Consider the following 26,970-nt stretch of genomic DNA (forward strand, 5'->3'; position numbering starts at 1 on the left):
TTCCGGCATGTGACTAAAGTCGCCAGGACCCCATGACAGACAATAACGTTCTTCACGGTAATTGTTGGCGCAGCCGCTACAGCGCCAGTCCGCCATTACGGGGTGAGCATCAGCTACGTAACGGCGCAACTTACGAATTCCTGTTACTTCCTTTGCCTCAGAATTTACATACGGGCAGTGTTGCCTCCGTTTTCTGTCAGTGTGTGGTCAGGCGCTCGAACCACGGGCATTCATGCCCTATTCCGAATGGTATTGCAGCGTACTGCCGCAAAGGTGGCAGGTATAACTGTCGTAATGGGCGGTTTGTGCTACAGGCTCCGATCTGGCGACCATGACCGCCAGGCGCGATAAACGATTTTGCGAACAGGGTATTTTCCTTACTGCCAGACGATACGCAAGAGTTAGCCATCCTGGTCGGGATGTGAATGGCGGGCCTGTTAATAAATAACAGAAGGCGCCCCCGCTTATGCCCCAACTGTGGCTTGATTTCGGTTAAGTCCAGTTGATAACAGAAGATAAAATACGGGCCAGAAACCGCAGTATACGGGCTTTGAGTTGTTTTCGGTAAACTTAAGAAGAGCTTGCAATGGTGCCGATAAAAAGTACAGAACCCATAATCCGGGTTTCAACATGGCATGATTTATTGGCATTAACAGGAAGCGTTATTATCAAACAGGCTTAACCGACCGGCGTTAAACGCAGGCCTCCTCACGGCGGGGGAGGCCCGGAGCGCATCAGGAACGGGAGCGGCGTTTTTTCAGCACGACGATCGTCGCGCCTGCCAGGCCTGCCAGTAACAAAACGATCGGCAACACGACCAGGAAAGTCATTACCTGATCTTCATGGCGTTTTACAAACGGGATCATACTCAGCGCATAGCCGAAGCTGATAACCACGACAACCCACAGCAGCCCGCTTAGCCAGTTAAAGAACTGAAAACGGCGGTTAGATAGCCCTGAGATGCCTGCCATAGTCGGCAGCAGCGTACGCACGAACGCCAGAAACCGGCCAACAAGCAGCGCCATCAGGCCGTGCCTGTCGAACATAAAGGTTGCGCGCTGATGATACTGCGCCGGTAACTGGTGTAACCAGCTTTTCACGATGCGGGTATTCCCCAGCCAGCGTCCCTGCAGGTAGCTTAACCAGCAGCCGAGGCTGGCGGCCACTGTCAGAATGAGCATTGTTGGCACAAACTCCATTACGCCGCGGGCAATCAGCGCGCCTGCCAGAATCAGCAGGCTGTCGCCGGGTAAAAATGAGGCCGGCAGCAGGCCATTTTCCAGCAGCAGCGTCAGGAACATAATGATATAGACAATGCCAACAATGTGCGGGTCCGCCAGCGCGGCGAAATCGTGTTGCCAGAGCGCGGTGGCGATATTCTGTATGACGGCCATGAATTACCTTGTGAAACAAGCAAGCTGCGAGTAGACGGACTATTGTAACTGCAAAAGGTCTGAATACCTTGTTTCCAGGCATGACAAAGTGCAGAGAATTTGCATCCGGGTTTTACCCCGGATAGCCGTAAATACTTAGTTTACGCGATACGCGCCAGGCCCGCCGCTAAATCTTTCAGTAAATCCTCAACGTTTTCTAAACCAATATGCAGGCGCACCAGCGTACCGCTGATAGCGCGTCTTCCTTGCGGGCGGATTGCCGCCAGTTCTTCAGGTTGGCAGGCCAGTATCAGCGACTCATAGCCGCCCCAGGAATAGGCCATCGTAAAGTATGAAAAATTATCGAGAAAGCGCGCCAGTTCGCGATCGTCAAGGCGTTTTTTAAGAATAAATGAGAACAGGCCGCTGCTGCCGGTAAAATCGCGCTGCCAGTATTTATGGCCGGGGCATTGCGGCAGGGCCGGATGATTGACCTGCTCTACCAGCGGCTGTTGCGCCAGCCACCGGGCGAGAGCTACGCTGCTTTCCTCATGCTGTCGCAGGCGCACCGCCAGCGTGCGCAGCCCGCGGCTGGTTACGTAAGCCGTATCGGCATCCGCCATCTGGCCCATCAGATAAGCGTTTTCGCGAAGTTGTTCCCAACAGCGGGCGTTGGCGACGGCGGTGCCGATCATGGCGTCGGAGTGGCCGACCAGATATTTGGTGCCTGCCTGGATGGAAATATCCACCCCGTGCTCCAGCGCCTTAAACAACACTCCCGCCGACCAGGTATTGTCAATGATGATTATGGCCTGCGGCGCCTTGCTGCGCACGGCACGCACAATAGCGGGCACGTCATGCACTTCCATTGTGATAGAGCCAGGCGATTCAAGGAAAACCACGCGGGTATCCGGCGTGATGAGCGTGGCAATGTCTTCACCGATAAGCGGATCGAACCAGGTGGTGGAAACACCCAGCCGGGACAGGACTCGGGTGCAGAAATCCTGGCTTGGTTCGTAGGCGGTATTAGTCATCAGCACCCGATCGCCCTGTTCCACGAAGGCCAGGATAGTGTTCGCGACCGCCGCTGCTCCGCACGGAAACAGGGCGCAGCCTGCGCCGCCTTCCAGCTCGCACATGGCTTCCTGGAGTGAAAAGTGGGTAAGCGTACCGCGCCGGCCGTAGAATAGCTCACCGTTTGCGCGGTTGGCCGTGGCGTGCTTTTTAGCTTCCACGCTATCGAACACCAGCGAAGAAGCGCGTTGAATCACGCTGTTCACCGCTCCCTGGGTATAACGTTTGCCACGCCCGGCATTGACCAGCGTAGTTTCAATATGTTTCTTCGTCATGTTTTTCCCCGTCTGTACGTCTGGATGTCCAAAATAGGTCAGCCAGCGCCGGGATGCAATCCCTGAAATGCTCACAGGCCAGTCGAAAACCGATATACGTTTTTTATGCTGCAAATAGCGGGAAAAATAAGGACAAATACAGGGTCAGCGTAAATACTAATGATAACCACTATCAATTCGGCGCCATTTTGGTATCATTGCCGGCGGTTTTCTCTATATTTCGTCCTGGAGAGTGAGCGTGACAGAAAATTTGATGATGCAGACGGACCTCTCCGTCTGGGGCATGTACACCCATGCCGACATCGTGGTGAAAGCGGTGATGATTGGCCTGATTCTGGCCTCGATCGTGACCTGGGCGATTTTCTTTAGCAAAGGCGCGGATATGCTTGGCCGTCAGCGTCGCCTTAAGCGCGAGCAGGCGCTGCTTGCTGACGTACGCTCACTGGACGAAGCGAATGAGAAAGCCGTCGCCTTTGGTACCGGCAGCCTGAGTCTGCAACTGATTCAGGAAGCGCAAAATGAACTGGCGCTTTCCGCAGGCAGCGAAGATAACGAAGGCATCAAAGATCGCACCCGTTTTCGCCTTGAGCGCCGCGTGGCGGCGGTGGGCCGCCGGATGGGTCGTGGCAACGGCTATCTCGCCACTATCGGCGCCATCTCTCCGTTTGTGGGCCTGTTCGGCACAGTGTGGGGCATTATGAACAGCTTTATCGGCATTGCCCAGACTCAGACCACCAATCTGGCGGTGGTGGCGCCGGGTATTGCAGAAGCGCTTCTTGCGACCGCTATTGGTCTGGTTGCGGCGATTCCGGCAGTGGTGATTTATAACGTTTTCGCCCGTGTTATCGGCGGCTATAAGGCCTCTCTTGGCGATACTGCCGCGCAGGTGTTGCTGTTGCAAAGCCGCGATCTTGACCTTGAAGCCAGCGCGACGGTACGCCCGGTCCCCTCCGCTCAGAAACTGCGTTTAGGTTAATTTCTTATGGCAATGCACCTTAACGAAAATCGCGACGACGATGGCGAAATGCACGACATCAACGTCACGCCGTTTATTGACGTGATGTTGGTGCTGTTGATTATTTTTATGGTGGCGGCGCCGCTGGCGACGGTGGATGTAAAAGTCAATCTGCCCGCAACCAGCAGCCAGCCTGAACCGCGTCCGGAAAAACCGGTGTATTTGTCGGTGAAGGCGGATAAATCAATGTTCATCGGCAACGAACCGGTAACCGCGCAAACGCTGGTGGAAACGCTAAGCAGCGTGACGGACGGCAAGAAGGACACTACCGTTTTCTTTCGCGCGGATAAGAGCGTGGATTACGAAACGATGATGACCGTGATGGATAAGCTTCGCCAGGCCGGTTATCTGAAGATAGGGCTGGTGGGGCAGGAAGTTAATAAGAAACCGTAAGCAGCGTTGCGGCGGCGCAAAAAGCGGTTTTCCCTACTGTCGTCCACTTAAGATTAAGTCTGTTCCGTTCGCGTAAAGCGCGTTGATACAGCGGCATATGGGCAAAACGGGCCGCCGTGGCCGCTTTGCAAACGCCTGTGGTAGCGTAAAGACAACATGCTTCGCCGCCCGGCCGTCAGCCTGCGGCCGCCCCCTGTGGTTTCGTTTCGCTTAAGCCCGCCATCTCCCTTTGTTTTCGCCTGCGGTTCGCCGGTTTCGGCGGGCGTCGGCAACCTCACGCTGTAAGCCTGTACGCGTTAAAAGCGAACAGGATTGATGACTCGATAAAAAGCAAAGAGCCTGGTAATCCAGGCCTCAATGCGTCACGGTTTTTACCTGGAAACGTTATTTACAAACCGGCTTAACCAGATGGCGTGGCGGTTTTGTTCGCGCTTTGCCATCAAACGGAGAACCCTACGCGAAAGCGTGGGGTCAGGTTGTTGACAAAGAAGGAAAAAACGGGGTTTTTCCTTCTTTGCAGTAAGCGGGCGAAAATCAATGCGTTGATTTTCCTTATTTTTTATTGAGCTTCATCCATCCTGTCTGCGACAGAATGGGGTTTGTCAGCAGTCTCACCCTACGCGAAAGCGTGGGGTTTTGCTGTTTGTTCGCCAGGCGCGAGCGCGGTATTTATGGTTCCTGCATGCGCATGGCGGCAAGTAGCGATGGGGGATGATAACGCCGCGCGCCCGGAAACCGGACCCGCGTAGCGCTGGTTTTTTATGGCGCAGGGCCTGGAGATTTGGCAGCATAGCCGCAGGAAGAATTGCGCGGAGCGCGTTATGAAGCAAACACGCCATCAGCAGATTTTGCAGTTGCTTGCCGGGCGCGGCGGTATGTCGACAGGTGCGCTGGCGCAGGCGCTGGGCGTCAGCATGGAGACGCTGCGTCGGGATCTGCGCGCGTTGCAAAGCGAAGGAAAAGTTCTGCGCAGCCACGGGCGGGCGCGTAGCCTTCTGGCGGGCGCGGGGCCGGCTGATTCGTTCAGCGCCCGGCGCCGCTGCCGCCGCGCCCATAAGGCTGACGTTGCCCGACAGGCGCTGGCGTGGATTGATGTGGGAATGACCATTGCGCTTGACGCCAGTAGCACCAGTTGGCAACTGGCGCGGCTGCTTGCAAACATGCCGGTGACCGTTGTAACCAACAGTTTGCGGATTTGCCGGGCGCTGGAAAAGCGTGAGCGCATCCGGCTTATCAACACCGGCGGCTGGCTGGATCGCAACAGCGCCAGCTATGAAAACCCAGCTTTGCCGACGCTGCTGCGTCAGTTGGATATCGATCTGTTTATCTTCTCCTGCCAGGGCGTGGATGGAGAAGGAGGAATATGGGACGAGCAGACATGGAATGCGCGGTTCAAAACGTTGTTGTTGGCCCGCGCCGGCCAGTCGCTGCTGCTGCTGGACAAGAGCAAGCAGGGGCGCACCGGCGAGATAAAAATCGGTTCGCTGGGGCAGGTGACTGTACTGGTAGCGCAGACGTCGTAGCGGCGGCAATCTGCGGTAATGGCGCTGCTTTTATACGCTATAGTTCTTCTCTTTTTCGCACTTTGACAGAAACGTTATGGAACGTTTTTTGAGAATGCAATGTATGTCACCCGCTGGCGCCCGTCTATTTTGGGCTATCGCTTGCGCTACTTGCGTTGACCATTAAATTCTTTCAGGAGCTTTTCCCTGTCCTGCCTCATATTTTCCGCACTGCGAAGGCAGGTTTGATTCTGGCGCCGCTTTCGCTGGTGGCTATGACGCCGGTCGGCGGCCTGCTGGTGAGGGCGATGTTTTCCGGCTACGAAACTTCGTTTCACGTCTGGATATTAGGCTGTGTTCCTTAATCCAGCATCATGAGGGTTAAAGGACACAGCCTAATACCGATAAAAAGAAGCTAAGCTGGCCTGGGAAAATGGACGCCGCTTCGCTTAAAAATAAGGGCGCGGCGGCGATTGTGGCCATCTCGTCCATTCATCTACTGCGCGTTTTTATGGATGCCCGTCACGTGCCTGACAATAAGCTGATGTGGTATGTCGTTATCCACCTCGCCTTTGTGCTGTCAGTATTTATGATGGGCTGCCTGGATAAAATTTCCCGTCACAAGCCCTGATATACGGCGGCCCGACTGTTGCGGGCCGCGCGCTTGTTTTCGCTGCGGGCAAACGCCTTGCGCCCTGAGAAAGCAGCCTACGCCTGCCCCTGCTTTTTGTCTTCAGTAAGTCTGTCGAAATCGGATGCGTCGTGGCGTTCGTGGAGCTGTTCGCTCAACGGGCCGCTGGTGCGATTAACAATGCGCCCACGCTTTACCGCCGGGCGTTCGCCAATCTCTTTTGCCCAGCGCAGCACGTTTTTATAGATTCCGGCATCAAGGAAGGTTGCCGCGTTATACGCATTGCCGGTTGCCAGGCTTGCGTACCACGGCCAGGCGGCGATATCGGCAATCGTATAATGCTCGCCGGCCATAAAGCGGTGCTGCGCTAACTGTCTGTCCAGCACGTCGAGCAGGCGCTTAGCCTCCATCGTAAAGCGGTTGATGGCGTATTCAATTTTTACCGGCGCGTAGTGGTAAAAGTGACCGAAGCCGCCGCCGAGATAGGGGGCGCTGCCCTGGAGCCAGAACAGCCAGTTCAGCGCTTCGGCCCGTTGTGCCGGCGCCTTAGGCAGGAAATGTCCAAACTTCTGCGCCAGATAGAGCAAAATGGCGCCGGACTCGAACACCCGCACAGGCGGGTTTGCCGAGCAATCCAGCAGCGCCGGGATCTTTGAATTCGGGTTTACTGCCACAAAGCCGCTGGAGAACTGGTCGCCTTCGCTGATGCGAATTAAATGCGCATCGTACTCTGCGCCGGACACGCCTTGCGCCAGCAGTTCTTCGAGCATTATCGTTACTTTCTGGCCATTAGGCGTGCCGAGGGAGTAAAGCTGGAGCGGATGTCTGCCCCTCGGCAGCGCTTTTTCATGCGTTGGGCCTGCAATCGGGCGGTTAATGCCGGCCCAGGCGCCTGCGTCCTGCTGATTCCACGTCCAGACGTCGGGGGGATGATACGCGTTTTCTGACTTCATTTTCTCTGCCTCTGTTTGTGGGGGGAGCGAGAAAGTATAGTGAGCGTGTGAGAGCGCATGCGCTCTTGCAGGCTTACCAGGCTTTAATAGCGTCGCCTTTGTAAACTTCGGCCGCTTTAGCTTCCACTTCTTTAGACTGGAAAGCCTGTTTTAACTTTTGCAGCCTTGGGTCGTCTTTATTGTCTTCACGCGCGACCAGCACGTTTACGTAGGGGGAGGCCGCATTTTCCATAAACAGCCCGTCGCGTGAGGCGGATAAATTAATCTGTGAAGCAAAATTATTGTTAATCACTGACAGATAAACGTTTGGGTCGTCAAGCGTGCGGGTAAGCTGCGGGGTGTCCACTTCCACAATCTTCAGCGCTTTAGGATTATCAATAATATCAAGCCTGGTGGGCAGGAACCCGACGCCGTCTTTAAGTTTAAGCAGGCCCTGAGTCTGTAGCAATAACAGGCTGCGCCCCAGCGTGGTGGCTTCATTGGAAATTGTGACGGTAGCGTTATCCGGCAGTTCGGCCAGGTTTTTTATCTTTTTCGAATAAGCGGCAATAGGGAAAACAAACGTGTTGGTTAGCGTAACAAATTTATAGCCGCGTTCTTTGGATTGCGCTTGCAGGTAGGGAACGCTCTGGAATGCATTGGCGTCTACATCTTTATTACGCAGCGCTTCGTTTGGCAATACGTAATCATTAAAGGTAATAACATCCACATCGAGTTGATATTTTTCTTTCGCCACTTTCTGCACTTCGCCCCAGATGGCCTGATCCGGCCCGGTATTGATGGCGACCTTCACTTTGCCGTCATCAGCCGGCGAGCAGGCGGTAAGTATGAATGCGGCAATGATGAGCGCAGGTACGAATTTTTTCATAGAAAATCCTTTGTATTTAAAGGGGGAAAGCTGCTGTTATACGTATCGCGTCCTGAAGCGTGGATGCGTACACACTTTATACCGTTTGGATCTGAAACTTTAAAGCCCGGCTTGCTATTTTCCGGATGCCATTCCGTTACTTCCCGTATAGTCCCTTTCTGGCCATTATTTTTTCCAACTTCAGGTCAACGGATAAGGGCGCAACCCGTGGCTGTATTCATAACCACTTAAGTAACAGGCGATTATTTTTATTTTGATTTCCTGACGAGGGAGAGATTAACTTGCCAATAGCGCCTTTACGCTTAACCGTAAATAGTATTTCAAATACATATGGGTTCGGCATCTAAAAGCGTAGCGGGGTATTTTTTTACGCAGTCATGCTGTTTATTAAACCGGGGGAAGTATTGATTTTGTAATTAATAGTATATGCACACGTGGCGTTTACGTTTTCTGCTCTGTATCGCAGGATACCATTTATCCCGGGTAAGATAATGAACGGCGTCTGAGTATTTCCCGGTACTTGCCGGATATATTTCAGCCCGACAAAGGGTGAATGCCATACATCAGGCTTACATCTGTTTTTCGCCTGAGCTTTATGGGGCTAAGCGAAGCTCGCAGAGGCAAGCGGGGGGCCGTTTTCAAAACGCCTTACCGGCTGTTATGTTTTTTGTTGTGTACGTTAGCGCTCGGAGCGTTTGTTCACTTAATCGCGTATCCACTCCTATCTGGTAAGCCAGTTAAATGCATGTAAATCGTTATCAGAAGGGTGAATTATCTCACCCTTCACAGTCCTGGTAGGTAACCGCCTTTACAGCGCAGGGCTACGCTCTGCGCGCGCTGCCAAAAACCCCCATTAAGCGAGCGACATGCTTTTGCGTTTCATGAACAACCAATAACTGTAATTCATGATAATAAGGTTCACTGGTGGCGTGAGTCGCCTCTTTAATCAGCTCTCCGAGCGACTGTGACAGCAGGGTAAAGTAGTTTAGCTTGCGGATCCCGCAGGCTATGGCCTCCTGGTAAGCTTCATCTCCCAGCCCGGAGCCGCCATGCATCACCAGCGGCACGTCCACAGCCTGATGGATTTCACGAAGGCGGTTGAATTCAAGCCTGGGGGTTTCGCGGTATAGTCCATGTCCGGTGCCGAACGCGACCGCCAGAGCGTCAACTTCGGTCGCCTGCCAGAATGCCCGGGCCTGCTCTGGCGTTGTCAGGTATTGTTCATCAGGCGCCGGCTGTACGTGCTCGCCTGGCAGATCGCCGGTTTCAGCATTGGATACATGTCCTACTTCACCTTCAATCGAGATGTGGTTCTTACGCGCCAGCGACACGGCCTGACGGGTATAAGCCATATTTTCAGTCAGTGGAAGCTGGGAGCCGTCGTACATAATTGAGGAATAACCGGCCCGGATTGCGCGTTCACAAACGTCAATTTGCTTGCCGTGATCAAGGTGGATGACTACCGGGACGCTGGCCTCCCGCGCAAGTTGCACCAGAGAAGGCCCCATGATCTCCGGCGGCGTAAAGCGAAATTGCCCCTGCCCCTGGCTGATAATAACAGGTGAACGGCACTGCTCTGCGCCGGCAATGACCCCTCTTGCCATATTGGTATCAATGACGTTAAATGCACCGACTGCATACCGATGGCTGACGGCGTCAGCGAGAACTTCTCGTAATGTAACCAGCATGTTATCTCCTTTGCGTTAAGCGTGTTGTCCAACAAATTGGGCAAGCTGTTGTCGATCGGGAATACCTTTACGCCCCCCTTCACGGGTGCATTTCAGCGCGGCAACGGCGTTAGCGAATCGGATTGCTTCACAAGTCGGGCGTTTTTCAGCGATGGCAACGGCCAGCGCCCCGTGGAATACATCGCCTGCGCCAGTAGTATCTACGCAGCGTACCGAAAAAGCGGGCGCATGGCGGACTTCATTGCCGTCCAGCCAGTAGCACCCTTGCGCGCCGCAGGTGACGTAGACAGCGCCTTTTGTTTTTTTCTGCGCGGTTTTCAGCGCATCGGCAATCTCGTGCTGCTGAGTAAACAAGCGCAGCCCCGGCAGAGAGAATGCAAGGTGATCGCCCTGAGCGACCAGCTCATCCATCCGACTGGCTCCTAAATCCAGATCCAGCACGGTTGGGATATGGCGTTTTTTCGCCTCAGCGATTAGCCATAGCGCGCCCTCTGGCCAACTGGTGTCGCACAATAAACAGTCCGCGCCTTCCAGTACGCTGGCGTTTAACCAGTCGGGGCTGGCAGGGCATTTGCTGTCACGAAAAACGGTAATTTGTCGCTCGCCCTCTGAATCAACATGGATAACGGCATGTGAAGACTGCGTATTTGCAAAAATGTGTATCCCGCTGACATCCACTCCCCACTGCATCAGCTCATTGCGGATAAGCGTACCGTTACTGTCATCCCCAAGGCGGCTGATTAAAACGGCCTGAGCGCCAAGCCGTACGCAGGCGACCGCGGCCGTTGCCGCAATTCCCCCTCCGTTCTCAAAGTAGCCGGTAGCGAAGTATTTGGTCGGCTGGCGCGGCGTTTTTTCCATTTCGAATACGCGATCCCATACCGCATTGCCCAGACAGACTATTTTGCTCATCGTTATATTCCTTATTATCGAGAAAAGACCGTAGTGCGAGGCGCAGGCTCTGCGGCTACAATTTTGCGACCTGCCAGCGGGTCGTCAGGGTTAAGGGGTTTCCTTTACTGACCAGGGTTGGGGCAGTATTGATACCGTTTGGCGGGCCGGACAGCGGCTCAACACAGGCGGCATCGGGTTGCTTATCGAATAACACCAGCGTGTTGCCGCTCGATGTCATCGTTAATTGAATTTTCCCAGGCCAGGTCAACGTTACCGCCAGGCTATCGCGAAAGCCGAACGTGTCATCCCAGGGGCCGGGCTGTGGGGGAATACGTTTCCCGTCAGGTAATTCGTCAGCCCCCGTTCTTTCCTGCCAGTCTGCGCTAAAGGAAAGCTGTAAACTCTCTTCTGGCTTACCCTTATCAAGCGGACCGCACCATTTTTTAAACCACGGGTGCCAGCCCGCCGCCGCCGGAAACGCTTTCTCGTCTGTTTCCACCGTTAAACTGAGCGCCAGCGCATCCGCCTCCAGGGAAAAACGCTGACTCACCCGCCCGCGCCAGGGCCAGGGCGTATCAAGCTGAAAGTCGAATTGCGCATGCGTTTGCGAGCGCTCGCTAAGGCGCCACGGAGCAAAACAAGCCATACCGTGCATGGCGAACGGCGGTTTATTGGCCGGCATTGCGTAACGTTTATCGTTAAACATCAACGTCGCGCCAGCCATGCGCCCCACCCAGGGAATCATTGGAAAACTGCCGTACTGAAAGGCGCGCCGCGCCGGATGCCACTGACGAAGCAACTCCTGGCCAAAGGCCGTCAGGGATGTTATCCGGCAACCATCTTCGGGATGGATGACAACCTTTAAACAGGCATTTTCCAGCACAACGCCGCTGGCAAGCGGGCCAGGCCAGGGGGTATCAAAAGCCTGACGAATAGCGTTGTAGCGATCGTTACAGATATGCGTATCCATATTAACCTCCTGATCTTTCAGGTTCAGAAGCGGGAATGCCTGACGCTGAGGGGGGCTGTGCGACGGGCGCGCGAATCAGGCTGACACAGCGCAAAGACAATAAGGCGACAGCGATAAGGTAAGCGGCCACGTACCACGGGCTACCGCCGCCCAACGCCATGAGTATCGAGGCGATAAGCGGAGTCAGTCCGCCGAGAATGGCTGAAACCTGGTATGCCAGCGACAGGCCGGTATAGCGGACGCGCGTATCAAACATACGCGCGTACAGCGTGGGTTGTACGGCGAACATCATTGTGGGGCCGAAGTTGTAGCCAACGATCATCGCCAGCACAATGAGCACGGGGTTTTGCGTGTTCAGCAACAAAAAGAATGGGAGGGCGTAGAGCGCGCAAAACAGCGATCCCCACTTATAAATCCTGCGCTGGCCGACCCGGTCTGATAACCAGCCAAAAAAGGGGCATGAGAGTAAACCGAACGCGGAGGCGATAAGCATACCAGCCAGCGGGATCTGCTTGTTCATCGCCAGTTGCGTCGCCAGGTAGGCGATACTAAAGGCGTTGATAATATTGGATGAGACGGCTTCAACTAACCGTGTACCCAGCGCGAGCAAGACTTCTCGTGAGTGGCGGGTAAAGATTTGAACCAGCGGGACAGGCTCTTTAAACGTCAGGCCTGCGGCCTGACGTTCAACCATCGTAACTTGCAGCAGCGCCTGTTTCTGGTGCATCTGCTGTTTTCTGGCATCCCTGAAATCTCCCGTTTCCTGAATATGCAGGCGTATGTACATGCCGACGACCAGCATGACTGCCGAAAGCAGGAAGGGAAGCCGCCAGCCCCAGAGCATAAACTGCTCCGGGGTGAGCAGCTTATGGCATAAAGCGAATACGCCTGTCGCCAGCATAATCCCGGCGCAGGATGCCATTTGAGGAATGGATCCAAAAAAGCCCCGTTGGCTATCCGGCACGGATTCAAAGGTCATCAGCGCCGCGCCGCCGTACTCACCGCCTAATCCAAACCCCTGAATCAGGCGTAGCAGTACAAGCAAGAGCGGCGCGGCTATGCCAATTTGCCCGTAAGTAGGAAGTAAGCCAATCAGGAAGGTGGATACGCCGACAATCAGTAGCGTCCAGATCAGCGTGACTTTTCGCCCTATCAGGTCGCCATAATGGCCAAACACGATGCCGCCCAGCGGGCGGGCGAAAAAACCAATGCCAAACGCGGCAAAGGAAGCAATGGTGCCCAGAACCGGATTTTCCTGTGGGAAAAAGAGCGGGCCAAAAACCAGGCCCGCCGCGGTACCGAAGATGAAAAAGTCATACCATTCCAGTAACGCGCCGGCAAAGCTTGCAATAATGACTCTCCTGCGCGCAGCGCTTTGCGCATTTTTGTGGGTCAACGTATTCATGCCTGAGGCTCCTTGCTATTTCTGTTGCTGTCTGAGCTGCAGCAGCACTTCTTCATCCTCTGCGTCAACGTTGCTGCCAATCGGTTCCCATTTGACCCACTTACAGACCACAAAGCCGATAAAAGGAATGATCGCCAGCAGGAAGAAGGCGTCAGTATTGAGCGCGCCCCACAGCATGGGCCAGAAAATCAAGCCAGCGATCCCTCCCAGGCGCATCACGCCCCGCACGAAGCCGATGCCCGCCAGCCGGATGGACGGAGGATAAGAAAGGGTTGCGATGGTCATACCCAGGCCGCCCGGCCCGGCCGAGTGGAAAAATATGATTGCGCCAAGCAGAAATAGCGACAGCCAGGCGCTGACCTGCGGCCAGAAGCCCAGCGTAATCAGGGCTACAGTCACCACAGCAAATCCAACCATAGAGAGGTAGCGGGCGCCAAAGCGGGTGAGGATAACCGAACCGATAGCGCCGCCGCTGATACCGCACAAAGCATTCACCGCAGCGGAGCCCGCCAGCGCGCCTGACAGCCCGCCCTGTAAAATACTGGCCAGCGTCAGCGGTAAATAAAGCCCGACTGCGCCGTACTGCCAGGCCTGCATTACGGAAACGACGCTGCCGATAAGGGTACGGGAGCGATATTTTTTACTAAAGATCATCCGGTAAGCGCCGTTGAGGTTCTTACCGGGTTTCGCTTGCTGAGCGACCGGGTTAGCGCCGGGTATCGCCTTTACGTTATAGCGCTCCGCCAGAATCTTGCATGCCAGCGCATATCTGCCGACGCGGGCGGCCCAGACGGCGGACTCACCGATAAAAATCAAACGCAGCAGAATGACCGCCATTGCTATTATCGCGCCGATAAAAATGCCGTAGCGCCATAGCGCTTCATCCGCAATGCTGGAAAAATACAGGGCCAATAGCACCAGATAGACAATCGTGGTGGAGATGTACCATACCATCTGCCAGAGATTGACCGATGTGCCTGATTTTTTCGACGCCGTACCGCGAAATTCAGCTATGGCGCTGGCTGCCAGCGGAAAATCAATCCCCAGTCCCAACCCCATAACAATGCGGCAAATCAGCAGCCACCAGATATCGGGAACAAAGCTAACCGCCACCGACCCCAGGCTACACATACCTAACCCGATAACAAAGGCAAGGCGCTGCCCAAAGAGGTTAATCACCCGGTTCGAAAGCAGGCCGCCAAGCAGCGCTGCTACGATCACGGAGGCGTTAACTGTCGCAGTCAGGCCTGGCGATAGTCCAAATTCGGCGGCAATATATTTATTACCAAAACCTATCATCGCTGACTGGTAAGCATCAATAAGCACGCCGCCTAGTGAAATCATCACCAGCAAGCCCGATCGGGGTAAGGGATTCTGGCTAATAAGATTAATAACGTCCTGCGGGGACCGAATTATTTCAGGTGGGCCTTCCTTGACAGCGCTCATATTTAAGCCTTAATTCATTAATAAATGAAAAAGAATAAAAGGTACCGTTCTGTTAATTAAAACGGTACGGTGAAGCGATAAATTAGAATTTAAAATAATCAGCCATCGCTGAATTTAATTAATACTTTGATTGAATCCGCCTCCTGCGCCCGAATATATGCTTCAGCAGATTTTTCTACCGGGAAAATATCGGTAATTAAATCCTCGGTATCAAACAGGCCCTCTGCCAGCCACTGAATAGCCGTATCAAAATCATCCGGTAAATACATGCCAGAGAAGATAAGATCGCGCTCAAAACGCTGCATATGAGGCAGGGGAATTTCCACATTACCGGCCGGAACGCCCATACACATGACGGTCCCCCCCGGTTTCACTTTCAGGCAGGACTCCATAAGGGTTGCCTGATTGCTGACCACGTCAATAACGCCGCTGAAGCTTTCATCGCCCAGTTCGCCGGGCTTTAGCGTGCGGCTGGCCCCGTATTTTTTTGCCAACTGGCATTTGTTCTCGTCTGGCTCAATCACGGTAACCTTATTCGCTCCCATAATTCGCAGCGCCTGGATAATGGACAGCCCGATGGTTCCGGCGCCGATAACCAGTACATCGTCCAGCGTTCCTTCTGGCATCCGGTTAACACAGTGGCGCGCGCAGGTGGCAGGCTCGGCGAAAGCCAGCACTTCCCAGGGCAGTGATTTTGGCGCGCGATGCAGATTGCGAGCGGGCAGCGCCTGTGAAGAACGGGCCACGCCCGGCGCCCGGAAGCCGGCGACATAAGGCGGAATACACAGATTAAAGCGCCCGGATTTGCAGGCCGGGCACTCCATACAGGCCATTATCGGATCGACTACCACATGATCGCCTGGTTTAACGTTAGTGACGCCCGCGCCGACTTCTGTCACAAGGGCGGCAATTTCATGCCCGGGCACAATCGGCGGTTTACCTACCGGATGGTGACCTTTTAATACGTGTAAATCAGAGCCGCAAATGCCTACATAGACGGCTGAAATACGGGCTTCATGCTCTTTTAACGGCCCGGAATGAATTTCTTTTTTCTCAGTAATGACTTCATTAATTTCCGGAAACAGAATATTGGTCACAACGCTCATCAGAAAATTCTCCATTCTTTAATTTAGTGAATTATCTTTTCCATTGCTGCACTAACGTTATTCAACAGTTTGCCTTAACCCGCAGAGCGTTCTGACATGGGTTAACAATGCGCTCCAGTCTTGTTTGCCGCGCCCGCAGGCGCGCGCCTGACTGTAAACTTCCCTGGCGGCTGCTCCTAAAGGAACCGGCACATTCAATTGCCCGGCAACGTTTAGCGCAATATTTAAATCTTTATGCGCCAAATCGATCATAAAAGCGGCAGAGAGATCGCCTGCAAGCACCTTACCCGGCCAACTGGTCGTGAAATGGCCTTTTCCTGCTACGGTGCCTGACATTACCTGAATAGCTTTATCCAGAGGCAGCGCCATCGCTTCACACAGCACGGCCGCTTCTGCTGACAGAGCGTTCAGGGCTATGCTCATAAAATTGTTGACGATTTTTACCTTTATCCCATTTCCTGTTCCGCCGCAGCGAATCATTTCTGAGCCCATGCACAACAGCACATCTTCCGCCCGGGCGATCTGCTGGTCTGTTCCCCCGGCCAGGATGGTCAGCGTGCCGGTTACGGCGTGATCGGACGTTTTTCCCACTGGCGCGTCCATATAGCTGAAACCGGCCTGGGTCATGTCATAGTGTAATTTTTCGCTCTCCAGGGGATGGATAGTTGACATATCTATGACAAGCGCGGATTTTTTGAGGGTTTCAGTCACTCCATGTACGCCAAATAGCACCTCTCTGACAATAGCGCCGTCAGGCAGCATGGTAATGACGAATTCGGCTTCATTTGCGGCCTGCGACGGCTGACTTGCTTTTTTAGCGCCTTCTTTCGCCAGTTTTTCCATAGCTGCGCGGTTGATGTCGTAAACAGTCAGAGAATGGCCTTTTGCGAGTAATCTGGACGCCATCGGAGCCCCCATTTGACCTAAACCGATAAACGCGATGGCTGACATACGCTCTCCTTGAGCAGTTAATTACAAATTAAAAACAGGAAATGATATTATGTGTACTATTTTGTAATAAAAGAGACAGTGCTCACACATATGACAAAAGATAACTTTGAATGTAATATTTGTTACTTCCTGAAGCCTGGGGAGAGAATATGAGGACTTTTCAGACGTCCGCCGTACAATAAGCCCTCTTTCTGACATACCCGTCCGAATATCAAGGAGCAGTAATGGTGCCCCAAACGTTGACCGGCAATCCGAGACACGATCGGTTGATTGCGCTGGTAAATGAACGTGGTTATATGAACCATGATGAACTGGCGGAAATACTGAACGTATCGATCCAGACGGTTCGCAGAGACATCCGCAAGCTTAGCGAGCAGGGTATTGTGGTCCGTCTTCATGGCGGGGTAGGTCGGTCAGCCTCCAGTGTGACAAATATGGCTTTTGAGCAGCGTGAAACTACGTACGTGCGCGAGAAGACCATGATTGCCAGGCAAATTGCGGATTATATTCCCAATGGCAGCACTGTCTTTATCACGATAGGCACCAGCGTCGAGCATGTGGCCCGGATGCTGGCGGAGCGGCAGGATTTGCGGGTCATCACGAACAGCCTGCGCGTGGCCTGGCTATTGTATAAGAACGCGTCTATTGAGGTGGTGCTGCCAGGCGGAACGCCGCGTCCCGTCAATGGTGGAATTATCGGCCCTGATACGCTCTCTTTTGTGGAAGGGTTTCAGGCAGACTATCTGATTACCAGCGTCGGCGCGGTGAGCGTTGATGGCTGTCTGCTGGAGTTTTACATCAACGAAACCGCCGTAACCCGGGCAATGATGGCGCATTCCCGACATATATTACTGGCAATCGACCATTCTAAATTTACCAGTTCAGCATCGGTAAGACTTGGCAACATCACGCCTGATATGACAGTGTTTACCGACCGGGCATTGCCCGAACCGTTGTCACAATTATTACAACAAAGGCAGGTCGGGGTCGTTATCGCGACCGACTGACGGGATAAGGGGCGGCCGGTTTTGCCGAGCGTATTCCTGTTCCCCCGCTGCGGCTTCGCCGGTTGTCTGCGTATGGGCGCGCGGCGTTGAGCGGCACTAGCGTTCGCGCAGCGCCTCTTTTGCCCGGTTAAACGGCTTAACCAGGTAGTCGAGTATCGTTTTTTCGCCGGTCTTAATGTCTACGTTTGCGATCATCCCCGGCGAAATATAAAAGCGTTTTCCCGTCTTGTTCTCCAGATAGTCGTGATCGGTGCGGATAAAGACCCGGTAATAGTAGATTTCCGGTTTGGCTTCATCCTGAATGGTATCCGGGGAAATACTTTCCACCTGGCCCTCAAGGCCCCCGTATATCGCATAGTCATAGGCGGTAATCTTTACCAGAGCCTTTTGCTCGGGGGTGAATAAAGGCGATATCGCGCGGCGACAGTCTGGCTTCAATCAACAGGCGATCGTCCATTGGCACAATTTCCATTAGCTCGCCGTTGGGCGGGATAACCCCGCCGATAGTGCTGACCTTAATATTTTTCACAATGCCGCGCACCGGCGAGTAAACCGTCATGCGGCGCACCGAATCGGCGCGGCCTTTAATTACTTCTGTCAGGGTGTTGACTTCGGCGTTGGCCTTCGACAGCTCCTCGCGCGCCTGTACCGAATACTGCTGATGCAGATCCAAAAGTTTAAGCTCCAGATCGGCCTTCTGGCGCTTAAGGCGCAGCACGTCCACGTTGCTGGCGGCGCCTGAGGTCACCAGGCGCTGGGTGATGCCAAGCTCGCTGGTAACCGACGCCAGCGATGCCCGGATTTGTGCGGCAGAATTGTTATACTGCGCGCGTCGCGCCTGGTAGAGACGCGTTTCCGCCGCCACCAGCGCCGGGGAGTTATCCAGCGCTTTGGGAAAGGTCAGCGGTTCGTCGTTAACTTCGGCAAACAGGCGCGCGCTGGCGGCGAGCGCGGCGCGGTAACGCGCTTCGCTTTCACCGACGTTCGATTCCGAACGCGTCGGATCGAGGCGCGCGACGATTTGCCCGGCTTCCACCTTCTGGCCCTCCCTCACGCCCAGCGCGACCAGCACGCCGCCGTCGAGCGACTGCAACACCTGCTCGCGCGAGCTGGGAATCACCTTGCCCGTGCCGGTCGATACTTCGTCAAGAGTGCCAAACCCGGCCCACACCAGCGCGGCGGCGAGCAGAACGACGATACAGACCACCACGCGCCCGGAGCGCGCCAGCTTGCCGTCGTCAATATCGCCGTCGGCATCCTGTAATACCAGCACCGGCTGAACGGTATCAGGCGCGTTGCTTTTCATTTTCACCTCCGGTTGCTGCCGATGCGCTGCGGCTCAGCGCCTGCTCTTTCGGCATATCCATCACCAGTTGTCCCTCTTTGAGCACCAGCACGCGGTCGACTATCGACATCACCGCCGTACGGTGGGTGGCGACAATCAGCGTGCGGCCAGCCAGCCAGCGGCCCAGGCGCAGCAGAAATTCGCGCTCGGTGTGATCGTCAAGCGAGGCTGTCGGCTCATCGAGCAGCACAATATTAGGATCGCGCAGCAGCAGGCGCGCCAGAAGCACCGCCTGGCGCTGGCCGCCGGACAGCCCCGATCCGCCTTCCATAATCAGATGATCCAGGCCCATCGGCAGAGCGCGGATAAACTCCGCGCCGCCGGTAACCTCCAGCGCGGCGAAAATCTCATCGTCGCGTGCGTAGGGCGCCCCCATCGCCAGATTATCGCGCAGCGTGCCGTGAAACAGACGTGCGTTTTGAGTCAACAACCCGATGTTGCGGCGTACGTCGGCCATGTCGATATGGCGCAGACTCAGGTTATCGAGCGTCAGCTCGCCCTCGATGAGATCCATGCCGCCCGCCAGCGCCTGAAGCAGGGTCGATTTGCCTGCGCCGTTGCGCCCCAGCACCGCAATGCGCTCTCCGGCGGCGATATCAAGTTTCGTCACGCGCAGCGGCGCCTGCGGCGTGTCTTCGCGGTAGCGGAACGCGGCGTTCGCAAAATGGTAATCGCCCTGCAACACCGGGCAGGCGATGCGTTGTTCATCCGGGTCGTTGTCCGTGGGCAGTTTCATGATGGCGTCCAGCCCTTCTTTGGCGGCTTTGGCCTGCTGCCAGCGCGCCAGCACGCCGCACAAGGCCGTCATCGGCGAGATCATGCGCGAAGAGAGCTGCGATGCGGCAACAATAGCGCCGGTGGTGACATCGCCATTGATGATAAGCGGGGCGCCCGCCATGACTACGGCGGCATAAACCAGCCCCTGAATAGCGACGCCCCAGGCGATCAATCCCTGGGTGATTTTGCGCGTCTGCACGCCGGACTGGGCGGTCACCTGGATATAGTTATTCCACTGCTGCAAAAAGCGATTTTCGGCCTGCATCAGCTTGATATCCTCCAGCCCTTGCACACTCTCAACCAGTACCGCATTACGCAGCGTGGATTCGTGCACGCTCTGCCTTGCCAGCGCGGCCATTTTCTTTTGCAGCAGCAGGCCCGGCGCCAGCATGATAACGGTCGCGACCGGCGCAATCCAGGCAAGCTGCGGTGAAATAATGCACAATACCAGCAGGAACAAAAAGAAGAAGGGCAAATCCATTAACGCTGAAACAGTGGTGGAGGTGACCATCTCGCAAATCTGCTCCAGTTCGCGAATTTGTGAGATAAAGCTGCCGGTGGAGCGGGGAATAGCGCTGGCGCGCAGGCGCAGCGCATGGCTGAATACTCGATCGGAGATGCGAATATCCGCCTGTTTGCCGAGGATATCGGTAATATGTCCGCGAATCACGCGCAGTACAAAGCCGAAGATAACTGCGATTAGCACGCCGATGGACAACACATAGAGGGTAGGGTAAGACTGCGCCGGGATCACCCGGTCATAAACCTGCATGGAATAGAGGATGCCCGCCATCGCCAGGATATTTACAAAAAGCGAAGCCAGCATCACGTGCCAGTAGGGGCGCGCTTTCTGCATCGCCAGCTTTATCAGCCAGTCCGGGCGAAAGGGCGTAACGTAGCTGGCGGTGCGCGCATCGTAGCCCGCCATCGTCGGGCGCAGCGCCACCACGCGGCGGATTTTCGCCAGCAGCGTCTCCAGGGCGTAATGATTGACCAGATCGTCGTCATCCACCAGGCTTACGGCAACATTTCCGTCGTTATCGTGGCTTTTAACGACGCCAATCTGCCCGTCGTCAAGCTGGATAACCAGCGGCAGGCGCCAGCGTGAAATATCCTCCACGCCCTGGTTAAGTATGCGGGCCTTAAGACCTGCCTGGCGGGCGAGGTTTTTCAGCACCACGGGCAGAGGCTTGTTGAGCTGCCAGTTGGCGGCGGCTTCGAGATTGCCCGCGGAATAGCCGATGCGATAGTGGCGCGCGATATGGGCAACGGCGCGCAGCCATTTGCCGGTTTCTTGCCGCGTCAGGCCGGTTGGAATGTTGTCTGGCTGAACGTCGCTCATGGTTGAATCTCCACGCCCTGGATAGTCTGCCCGGTCAGGGTGAATGCTTTGCGGATATTGCCGGTGCTGTAAAGGCAGTCAAGCTGCAGGCTGCGAAGCTGGATTTGCGTCTGCTGCTGTGAAAAACGCGACTGGTAAATTTCCTGCTCAACGTTCAGCACGTCCAGCAGCGGGCGGGTTCCTAACTCAAGGTACTGCTGTTGATAGAGTTCGCGGGTGCGCTGGCTGAGCTGCTGTTCGCGGGCCAGAATGAGCAGCGCTTGCTCAAGGCTGTCTGCCTGGTTGCTGGCTTCGGCTAACTGCTGGCGAACCTGAAGCTTCGCTGAGCGCACCGATGCGGCGGCGGCGTCCAGGCTATGTTGGGCGGCCGCTTTGCCGGCGGTTAGCGCGCCGCCCTGATAAAGCGGCATCTGCACTTTAAGCCAGGCGGAATATTGCGTTTTGTTTAACTGCTCGCTGTTGGCGTAGCGGTCATTGAGGTAGCGGGTTACCTGCGGCTCCAGCGAGACGGTGGGTAACATTTGCGCGCTGGCGCCGGCCAACTGCGCGGCGGCCTGATTGCGCTGCGCGTAGGCGGCCAGCACCGAGGGCACCATCTGGTCGTCAATATCGCCAGCCCGGCAGGCGGCGTTAAGCACGCGCGGAAATTCGCCGCTGACGGCGTGGGTCTGCTCCCAGCCCAGATAGGTAGAGAGCGTGGCGCGCCAGCGCTCCAGGCTTGCCTGATACTGGGTTAGCGTGCTGCGCGCTCCTTCAATGCGGGCCTCGGTCTGCACCACGTCTGATTGTGAGCTGGCGCCTTCGTCGCTGCGGCTGTGCGCAAGACGGCTGATGGCGTTGAGCGCGATCAGTTGTTCCCGGGCAATTTTCACCAGTTCCTGATAGCCCTGCACTTCCACCAGCGCGGCGGCGGTGTCGTGGGCGATTTTGTCAATGGTTAACAGCACGGTAGCCTGCTGCGCGGCCACTGCGGCGTTAGCCGCCCTGACGGCGCTGTCCACTTTTCCGAAGTCGTAGAGCATTTGGGAAACGGATAAAACGAGCGAGGGGCTATAGCCGTGATCGGCATAGGTGTTACTGATGCCGTTATTAAATCCGCCGCTAATTTGCGGATAGTACCTGGCCCGTTCTATTTCTACCTTTGAGGCCTGAGTGAACAGTTTGCTGATTTCCGCGCTGATATCCGGGTACCACTGAACCGCGCGCTGTACGGCGGCATTCATGTCCAGTTCGCCCGGCGGCGGGCCGTAGCGGGAGATATTTACCCTGCCGGTCAGGTCGGGAAGCGTCTGTTGTTTATTAAGCTGCTGTGGACTGATGGTCCGGGCAGTTTCAGCGGCGCTGTCGCCGGCAAACAATCCTGTTGCGCCAAAGGCGAACGTGGGAGCGGCGCTGGCTAACAACCACGCGATACCCACGCAAGACGAGCGATAGGATAGATTCCTATAACACATCCCAAAATAAAGTATCGTTCTTAGCGCGGCTGCAAGTAAGTTATTTTAATCGCGCCATTACGGTTAATTTGATGCTGAAGTTATAATTACGCATAGTTATAAAAACGACGTGAAATTAATAAATCACGTTTGCGTATTAATGGCTTAATACATAACGCCGGGTTTATCCCGGCGGCCTCCTCATTTCTTAATAAACTGCAATGAACATCACATATCTGGTTAACGGTTACATTGCGCGAAAAGGCGGCACATCCCTGTGCCGGTTCCTCCTCCAAATCAGGAAACCGTTTCCTGGGCCTGGTGTTGCAACAACTCTTCCAGCGTGACGCTGACATTGTCCAGCGTGACCAGTTGCGTGCTCTGGAAAGCCGAACCACTGCCGTCGCGGTCAATGGAGACCACGGTATCGCCGCCCGAATGGGTAATATTCAGGTATTGACCCAGCGAAGCGCTGTTTCCGTCCCAGCCGGTTAGCAGCTCATCGAGATTGATGCGATCCTGCTGCGCGGTGGAAAAATCCGTCCAGACATTCTGAGTGCCGTTGCCGCCGGTGGCGTCCTGGTTATCCAGCAGATGGAATATCACCGTGTCGCTTGCGCCGCCCAGGGTATAGGTATCGTCGTAGGCGGTGCTCGTCGCAACGTTGGCCTGCGCGCCGCCGGTAAGTATCGGGTGCAGATCAATGGTCAGGCTGGCGCTGGCGCTTGTGCCGTTTGGCCCGGTCAGGGTGTAATCGAAGACCTCCTTCTCAGTAATGCTGTTGGTGTTGAGATTGCCCTTCAGCGCATAGCTGTAGCTGCCGTCAGGTTTGATAGTTAGCGTGCCGTAATGCCCGGCGATCGAGGCCGGCGACAGGTCATACTGATGCAGCGTGGCGTTGGCGGATGCGCCGGTAATCGTTAGCGTGGTATTGACCGATCCCAGGTTGTCGCGTTCACCGCCTGAATCGCTGCCGTCATAGAGGTTGCCTGTAATGGTTGGCGGGGTATTCGACGCGAGGAAGGTATCTACGCTAATCGTGGTGCCGCTTAGCGTGGCGCTTACGCTTACCTCCGGGCGGTTGCCAAGGATATCCGCGCTGGTGCCTGCCGACGTGCCGGTCACGTGCAGAACATAATCACCTGCCGTCAGCGCCAGCGAACCAAGGTTTATGGCCGCTACGCTGGCGTCGGTATTCGTGGCGATCGCCGTTCCCTGAGAGATGATAACGCCCGCAGCGTTGGTGATGTTGTAGTTAAGGGTCATGCCGACAGAGCCGAGCAGCACAGAATCTGTCATTGTGTACTTCAGCGACAGGCTGGTCAGCACGTCGCCCTCGTCTACGTGAATGTTTCCGTTAGCCGTGTGCCCGGACGCGCTTGCGGTCGTCGTCCAGCTCTGGCTGGTCAGATTGGTCGCCGTATACGCCTGCGTAGGCTCTGTGGCCGCGAACTCAACGGAAGTTGAAATATCCTCTACTGCCGTCACGGCCTGGTGCTGCAGGTTGATAGTTAGCGTGGCTGACGAGCTTGCGCCTTCCGGCCCCCGCACGGTGTAGGTGAAGCGCTCTGTATCGCCTACGGTTGTCGGCGACAGACCCGCATGCAGGGTATAGGTGTATGCGCCCTGTGCATTGATTGTCAGCGTACCATACTGGCCCATAATGACGGTGTTGCCGGTCGCGGCGATAGCGTTACCGTCCACGCTGCTGATGGCGCTGCCCGCAGGCACCGTATCTGCGCCAGCGCCTTCGGAAATAACATTACCGCTGGTGGAGCCGGCAGCGGTGACGACGCTGTGGGTCGTATCGTCTGTGTACGCCAGATTATAGATATTGCCGACTGAGATCCCGGAACTCGGGCTAAGCAGGAATACATAATTGCCTTCGCCCAGGGTTATCGGCAGGGGATCGGAAACGCCAATTAGCGTGGTGACGAACCAGTTCGCCGTGCGTTGGCTTAACTCATACTGTCCGGTTGTTTCGCTGTATCGGTAAACATACAAATCGTAGCTGGTGCCGATACTGACTCCGATCATACTGGCCGTTAACGTCAGGCTGCGCATTTCGTCTGCGCCGACCGACAGTGTGGCCTGCTCGCTGAGGTTGATCAGATTCAGATCCAGCGCGCCGCCCAGCGAGATCCCCAGCGTTATGCCGCCGTGGCTGGAATCGTCGTGATTGACCGCTAACGGTTGGGTGTCGATATCCAGCGTCGCTGTATCATTGAACGCCGCCACCACTTCGTTGTTGCTGCCCGGCGCGCCAAGATCAATATTCAGGCTGGCGCTGGAGGTGTTTGTACCATCGCTTAGCGTATACGTGAATTCTTCACTGTGGCCGTTAGCGATACCCGATGGCGCCGTGAGCGTATAGGTATAGCTGCCGTCCTGTGCGATGGTCAACGTGCCATACAGGCCATTGACGGTCACGCCCTGCGCGCCAACCGTGTGGACGACGCCTGCGCTGTCCGTTACCTGGCTTACCAGCGTGCCTGCGGTAATGCTGTCTACGCCGTGCAGAACGTCGCTGTCGGTTACCACGTTGCCTTTGAGCGAGCCGTGCAGCGTAGCCGGGCCGGTATCGGTTACGTTTACGGAGACGGTCGTTGTTGAGGCCAGTCCCAGTAGCGTATTGTCGCTGTAGCCCACCACGCGGTACTGACCGGCGGCAAGATCGTCCAGATGCACCGTTACGCGGCTGTTGCCGATGATGTTAATCAGCGTCGGGTTTGATGACGTGTCGGCCACGGTCTCCCAGCTTGCGGTTGCTGAATTATAGCGCTGCACCAGCAGATCCACATCGGTCAGCGCGCCGAGAAGCGAGCTGCCGGTAACGCTAACATCAATTGACGCGCTGTGATCCGTTGCCACCGAGAAACTGGCAACCGCGTTAGCCGTACCCAGCAGCGACAGGATGTTGCCAAGCGAGCCGATCAGCAGGAAGCCGCTGTCGGTATAGGTGTCGGTCGTGACCACGGGCGTTTCCAGCATCTCAATATCGTTGTCGTGCGCCAGCAGCGTATCACCCTCGCTGGCGCCGTTAGCCGTACCCAGCGTGATATTAAGATCGGCTGAGGAGGTTGTGACGCCGTTGTTCAGGGTATAGGTGAAGCTATCCACTTTGCCGGATGCCGCGCTGGAAACGTTAGTCAGGGTATAGGTATAGGAGCCGTCGGCATGAATGTTCAGTGTGCCGTACTCGCCCTGCAGGGTAAGGCCTTCATCGCCGGCCGGTACGTTATAGACAATGCCGTTAGCGCCGGTAACCTGGCTGACCACGGTGCCTTCTGTGATAACATCCGCGCCTTCAGCATCACCGCTGCCGGTGATAACGTTACCGCTGGCGGCGCCGCTGATTGCCGGGCCGGTATCTGCGATATCAACGCTGACTGTTGTCGTACTCAGCAAGCCCGCAAGGGCATTATTGCTATACGCCGCGACGCGATATTCGCCCGCAGGCAGATCGTCAAGACTAATCTCCACTGAGGTGTTGCTGATAATCTGGATCAGCGATGGGTCGCTTGTGGTATCCGCCACGGTGACCCAACTGTTTGTCGCGGTATCCCAGCGCTGCACTGCAACGTTAAGATCGTTAACCAGGCCGAGCAATGCTTCGCCGGTTACAGTAACGTTGATGTCCGCGCTGTGGCCAGCGCCGACATTGAAGCCTGCCACCGCGTTTTCTGTACCCAGATTCAGCAAATCGCCCAACAGCCCCACGAGTACGATGCCGGTATCCGATTCGTTTGTGTTAACGGTAGCCGTCGTCGTGGTGACGTCCAACTGAATGTCGTCATCGTTGGCCTGAATATCGCCAGCGGTTACGGCATCAATTGTGAAGCCCAGCGATGGCGAATGCGCGCTTTCGTTACCCAGCGCATCTTTGAGGGTTGTGGTGAACGAATGCTCGCCGTCTTCAAGCGCGGTTGCCGGGGTAAAGCTCCAGGCGCCGTCTGCGCCGACGGTGGTAGAGCCGATGGCCGTGTCGCCGTCGTAAATGGTGATAATCTCGCCAGTGTTGTCAGCCAGCACGCCGCTGAAGGTGGGTTTGTTGTCGTCGGTAGTGGCGCCTTCAGGAATTGGCCCCATCTCCAGGCCGACATCGTCTGTCGCGCTCGGCGCGCTGGCCGGCGCGTCCGGAGCTTCGGTATCAACGGTGAAGTCGAGGGACGGAGATTTGGCGCTCTCGTTGCCGGCGGCGTCGGTGACGGTGGTGGTGATGGCATGCTCCCCTTCGCCCAGCGGATCGGCGGGGGTGAAGGACCAGGCGCCGTTCTCGTCCACGGTCACGGAGCCGATGGCGTTGTCGCCGTCATAAATAGTGACGATCTCCCCGGCCTGGCCGGAGCCGGCGAAGGTGGGGGTGGCGTCGTTGGTGATATCCCCACTGCTGATAGCGCCGGTGACCGGCTGTTCGTCGTCTGTGGCGCTCGGCGCGCTGGCCGGCGCGTCCGGAGCTTCGGTATCAATGGTGAAGTCGAGCGACGGGGATTTGGCGCTCTCGTTGCCGGCGGCGTCGGTG

18 protein-coding genes and 2 pseudogenes are annotated in these 26,970 nt (G+C 55.7%); 5 read left to right on the forward strand and 15 right to left on the reverse strand.

The genetic code is table 11. The features are described from left to right. Nucleotides 1–734: 734 nt before the first annotated feature. Both JJB97_RS03670 and metC read right to left on the reverse strand, forming a co-directional pair. The gene (locus JJB97_RS03670; RefSeq protein ID WP_238712438.1) at nucleotides 735–1,394 is read right to left on the reverse strand and encodes a DedA family protein; all 660 of its coding nucleotides are present in this window, start codon (nucleotides 1,392–1,394) and stop codon (nucleotides 735–737) included. 140 nt (nucleotides 1,395–1,534) lie between these two features. Continuing rightward, on the reverse strand, nucleotides 1,535–2,722 hold the full coding sequence (metC, locus tag JJB97_RS03675) for a cystathionine beta-lyase (RefSeq protein ID WP_238712439.1): 1,188 nt from the start codon (nucleotides 2,720–2,722) through the stop codon (nucleotides 1,535–1,537). 256 nt (nucleotides 2,723–2,978) lie between these two features. Here metC and exbB point away from each other — a divergent pair, with 256 nt between their 5' ends. The 4 genes and pseudogenes from exbB (at nucleotide 2,979) to JJB97_RS03695 (ending at nucleotide 6,263) form a co-directional block, all read left to right on the forward strand. Continuing rightward, complete coding sequence (gene exbB, locus JJB97_RS03680; RefSeq protein ID WP_238712467.1) at nucleotides 2,979–3,698, forward strand: tol-pal system-associated acyl-CoA thioesterase; 720 nt, start codon at nucleotides 2,979–2,981, stop codon at nucleotides 3,696–3,698. A 6-nt stretch (nucleotides 3,699–3,704) separates the two neighbouring features. Beyond that, nucleotides 3,705–4,130 (forward strand): TonB system transport protein ExbD, encoded by a 426-nt coding sequence (gene exbD, locus JJB97_RS03685; RefSeq protein WP_238712440.1) that lies wholly within the window; start codon nucleotides 3,705–3,707, stop codon nucleotides 4,128–4,130. An 821-nt stretch (nucleotides 4,131–4,951) separates the two neighbouring features. Then, the gene (fucR, locus tag JJB97_RS03690; RefSeq protein ID WP_238712441.1) at nucleotides 4,952–5,653 is read left to right on the forward strand and encodes an L-fucose operon activator; all 702 of its coding nucleotides are present in this window, start codon (nucleotides 4,952–4,954) and stop codon (nucleotides 5,651–5,653) included. A 99-nt stretch (nucleotides 5,654–5,752) separates the two neighbouring features. Next, nucleotides 5,753–6,263: pseudogene (locus JJB97_RS03695) on the forward strand (TIGR00645 family protein). 77 nt (nucleotides 6,264–6,340) lie between these two features. Here the strand turns inward: JJB97_RS03695 and yghU are convergent. The 9 genes from yghU to yihU form a co-directional block, all read right to left on the reverse strand. Next, entirely contained in the window at nucleotides 6,341–7,216 is an 876-nt protein-coding gene (gene yghU, locus JJB97_RS03700; RefSeq protein WP_238712442.1) for a glutathione-dependent disulfide-bond oxidoreductase, read from the reverse strand. Between the two features lie 73 nt (nucleotides 7,217–7,289). Beyond that, the gene (locus JJB97_RS03705) at nucleotides 7,290–8,084 is read right to left on the reverse strand and encodes a MetQ/NlpA family ABC transporter substrate-binding protein (protein WP_238712443.1); all 795 of its coding nucleotides are present in this window, start codon (nucleotides 8,082–8,084) and stop codon (nucleotides 7,290–7,292) included. An 821-nt stretch (nucleotides 8,085–8,905) separates the two neighbouring features. Next, nucleotides 8,906–9,772 carry a class II fructose-bisphosphate aldolase gene (locus tag JJB97_RS03710; RefSeq protein WP_238712445.1) on the reverse strand — a complete coding sequence of 289 codons (867 nt, stop codon included), beginning with the start codon at nucleotides 9,770–9,772 and terminating at the stop codon, nucleotides 8,906–8,908. A gap of 15 nt (nucleotides 9,773–9,787) precedes the next feature. Further along, complete coding sequence (locus tag JJB97_RS03715) at nucleotides 9,788–10,684, reverse strand: sugar kinase (protein ID WP_238712447.1); 897 nt, start codon at nucleotides 10,682–10,684, stop codon at nucleotides 9,788–9,790. 55 nt (nucleotides 10,685–10,739) lie between these two features. Then, nucleotides 10,740–11,636: an aldose epimerase family protein gene (locus tag JJB97_RS03720; RefSeq protein ID WP_238712449.1), complete on the reverse strand. Its 897-nt coding sequence runs from the start codon at nucleotides 11,634–11,636 to the stop codon at nucleotides 10,740–10,742. Nucleotide 11,637: 1 nt separating this feature from the next. Beyond that, the gene (locus JJB97_RS03725) at nucleotides 11,638–13,041 is read right to left on the reverse strand and encodes an MFS transporter (RefSeq protein WP_238712450.1); all 1,404 of its coding nucleotides are present in this window, start codon (nucleotides 13,039–13,041) and stop codon (nucleotides 11,638–11,640) included. 15 nt (nucleotides 13,042–13,056) lie between these two features. Beyond that, nucleotides 13,057–14,487 carry an MFS transporter gene (locus JJB97_RS03730; RefSeq protein ID WP_238712452.1) on the reverse strand — a complete coding sequence of 477 codons (1,431 nt, stop codon included), beginning with the start codon at nucleotides 14,485–14,487 and terminating at the stop codon, nucleotides 13,057–13,059. Between the two features lie 98 nt (nucleotides 14,488–14,585). Continuing rightward, nucleotides 14,586–15,593, reverse strand: coding sequence for a zinc-dependent alcohol dehydrogenase (locus JJB97_RS03735; protein WP_238712454.1), 1,008 nt, complete (start codon nucleotides 15,591–15,593; stop codon nucleotides 14,586–14,588). 57 nt (nucleotides 15,594–15,650) lie between these two features. Next, nucleotides 15,651–16,544: a sulfolactaldehyde 3-reductase gene (gene yihU, locus JJB97_RS03740; protein ID WP_238712456.1), complete on the reverse strand. Its 894-nt coding sequence runs from the start codon at nucleotides 16,542–16,544 to the stop codon at nucleotides 15,651–15,653. A 224-nt stretch (nucleotides 16,545–16,768) separates the two neighbouring features. On the opposite strand from yihU, the gene JJB97_RS03745 reads away from it, so the two are divergent. Beyond that, nucleotides 16,769–17,551, forward strand: a complete 783-nt coding sequence (locus JJB97_RS03745; protein WP_238712458.1) for a DeoR/GlpR family DNA-binding transcription regulator — start codon at nucleotides 16,769–16,771, stop codon at nucleotides 17,549–17,551. A gap of 96 nt (nucleotides 17,552–17,647) precedes the next feature. Here JJB97_RS03745 and JJB97_RS03750 read toward each other — a convergent pair. The 4 genes and pseudogenes from JJB97_RS03750 to JJB97_RS03765 all read right to left on the reverse strand — a co-directional run. Then, nucleotides 17,648–18,857 (reverse strand): annotated as a pseudogene (locus JJB97_RS03750) (HlyD family type I secretion periplasmic adaptor subunit). Beyond that, entirely contained in the window at nucleotides 18,838–21,015 is a 2,178-nt protein-coding gene (locus JJB97_RS03755) for a type I secretion system permease/ATPase (protein ID WP_238712460.1), read from the reverse strand. Before JJB97_RS03755 ends, JJB97_RS03750 begins: the two are co-directional and overlap by 20 nt. After that, nucleotides 21,012–22,469 (reverse strand): TolC family outer membrane protein, encoded by a 1,458-nt coding sequence (locus JJB97_RS03760; protein ID WP_238712462.1) that lies wholly within the window; start codon nucleotides 22,467–22,469, stop codon nucleotides 21,012–21,014. The genes JJB97_RS03755 and JJB97_RS03760 overlap by 4 nt, the downstream gene beginning before the upstream one ends. Nucleotides 22,470–22,745: 276 nt before the next feature. After that, the coding region (locus tag JJB97_RS03765; RefSeq protein WP_238712464.1) for a BapA/Bap/LapF family large adhesin at nucleotides 22,746–26,970 on the reverse strand (4,225 nt) is incomplete at its 5' end.

Origin of the sequence: Tenebrionibacter intestinalis (assembly GCF_016632365.1) — a bacterium.
GTDB classification, from domain to species: domain Bacteria; phylum Pseudomonadota; class Gammaproteobacteria; order Enterobacterales; family Enterobacteriaceae; genus Tenebrionibacter; species Tenebrionibacter intestinalis.

Coding starts and splice junctions, on each gene's coding strand:
- exbB (WP_238712467.1), top strand. CDS start 2,979: ATGCAGACGGACCTCTCCGTCTGGGGCATGTACACCCATGCCGACATC.
- yghU (WP_238712442.1), bottom strand. CDS start 7,216: ATGAAGTCAGAAAACGCGTATCATCCCCCCGACGTCTGGACGTGGAAT.
- JJB97_RS03760 (WP_238712462.1), bottom strand. CDS start 22,469: ATGTGTTATAGGAATCTATCCTATCGCTCGTCTTGCGTGGGTATCGCG.
- yihU (WP_238712456.1), bottom strand. CDS start 16,544: ATGTCAGCCATCGCGTTTATCGGTTTAGGTCAAATGGGGGCTCCGATG.
- JJB97_RS03745 (WP_238712458.1), top strand. CDS start 16,769: ATGGTGCCCCAAACGTTGACCGGCAATCCGAGACACGATCGGTTGATT.
- JJB97_RS03735 (WP_238712454.1), bottom strand. CDS start 15,593: ATGAGCGTTGTGACCAATATTCTGTTTCCGGAAATTAATGAAGTCATT.
- JJB97_RS03720 (WP_238712449.1), bottom strand. CDS start 11,636: ATGGATACGCATATCTGTAACGATCGCTACAACGCTATTCGTCAGGCT.
- JJB97_RS03725 (WP_238712450.1), bottom strand. CDS start 13,041: ATGAATACGTTGACCCACAAAAATGCGCAAAGCGCTGCGCGCAGGAGA.
- JJB97_RS03705 (WP_238712443.1), bottom strand. CDS start 8,084: ATGAAAAAATTCGTACCTGCGCTCATCATTGCCGCATTCATACTTACC.
- JJB97_RS03755 (WP_238712460.1), bottom strand. CDS start 21,015: ATGAGCGACGTTCAGCCAGACAACATTCCAACCGGCCTGACGCGGCAA.
- fucR (WP_238712441.1), top strand. CDS start 4,952: ATGAAGCAAACACGCCATCAGCAGATTTTGCAGTTGCTTGCCGGGCGC.
- JJB97_RS03670 (WP_238712438.1), bottom strand. CDS start 1,394: ATGGCCGTCATACAGAATATCGCCACCGCGCTCTGGCAACACGATTTC.
- JJB97_RS03710 (WP_238712445.1), bottom strand. CDS start 9,772: ATGCTGGTTACATTACGAGAAGTTCTCGCTGACGCCGTCAGCCATCGG.
- exbD (WP_238712440.1), top strand. CDS start 3,705: ATGGCAATGCACCTTAACGAAAATCGCGACGACGATGGCGAAATGCAC.
- JJB97_RS03730 (WP_238712452.1), bottom strand. CDS start 14,487: ATGAGCGCTGTCAAGGAAGGCCCACCTGAAATAATTCGGTCCCCGCAG.
- JJB97_RS03715 (WP_238712447.1), bottom strand. CDS start 10,684: ATGAGCAAAATAGTCTGTCTGGGCAATGCGGTATGGGATCGCGTATTC.
- metC (WP_238712439.1), bottom strand. CDS start 2,722: ATGACGAAGAAACATATTGAAACTACGCTGGTCAATGCCGGGCGTGGC.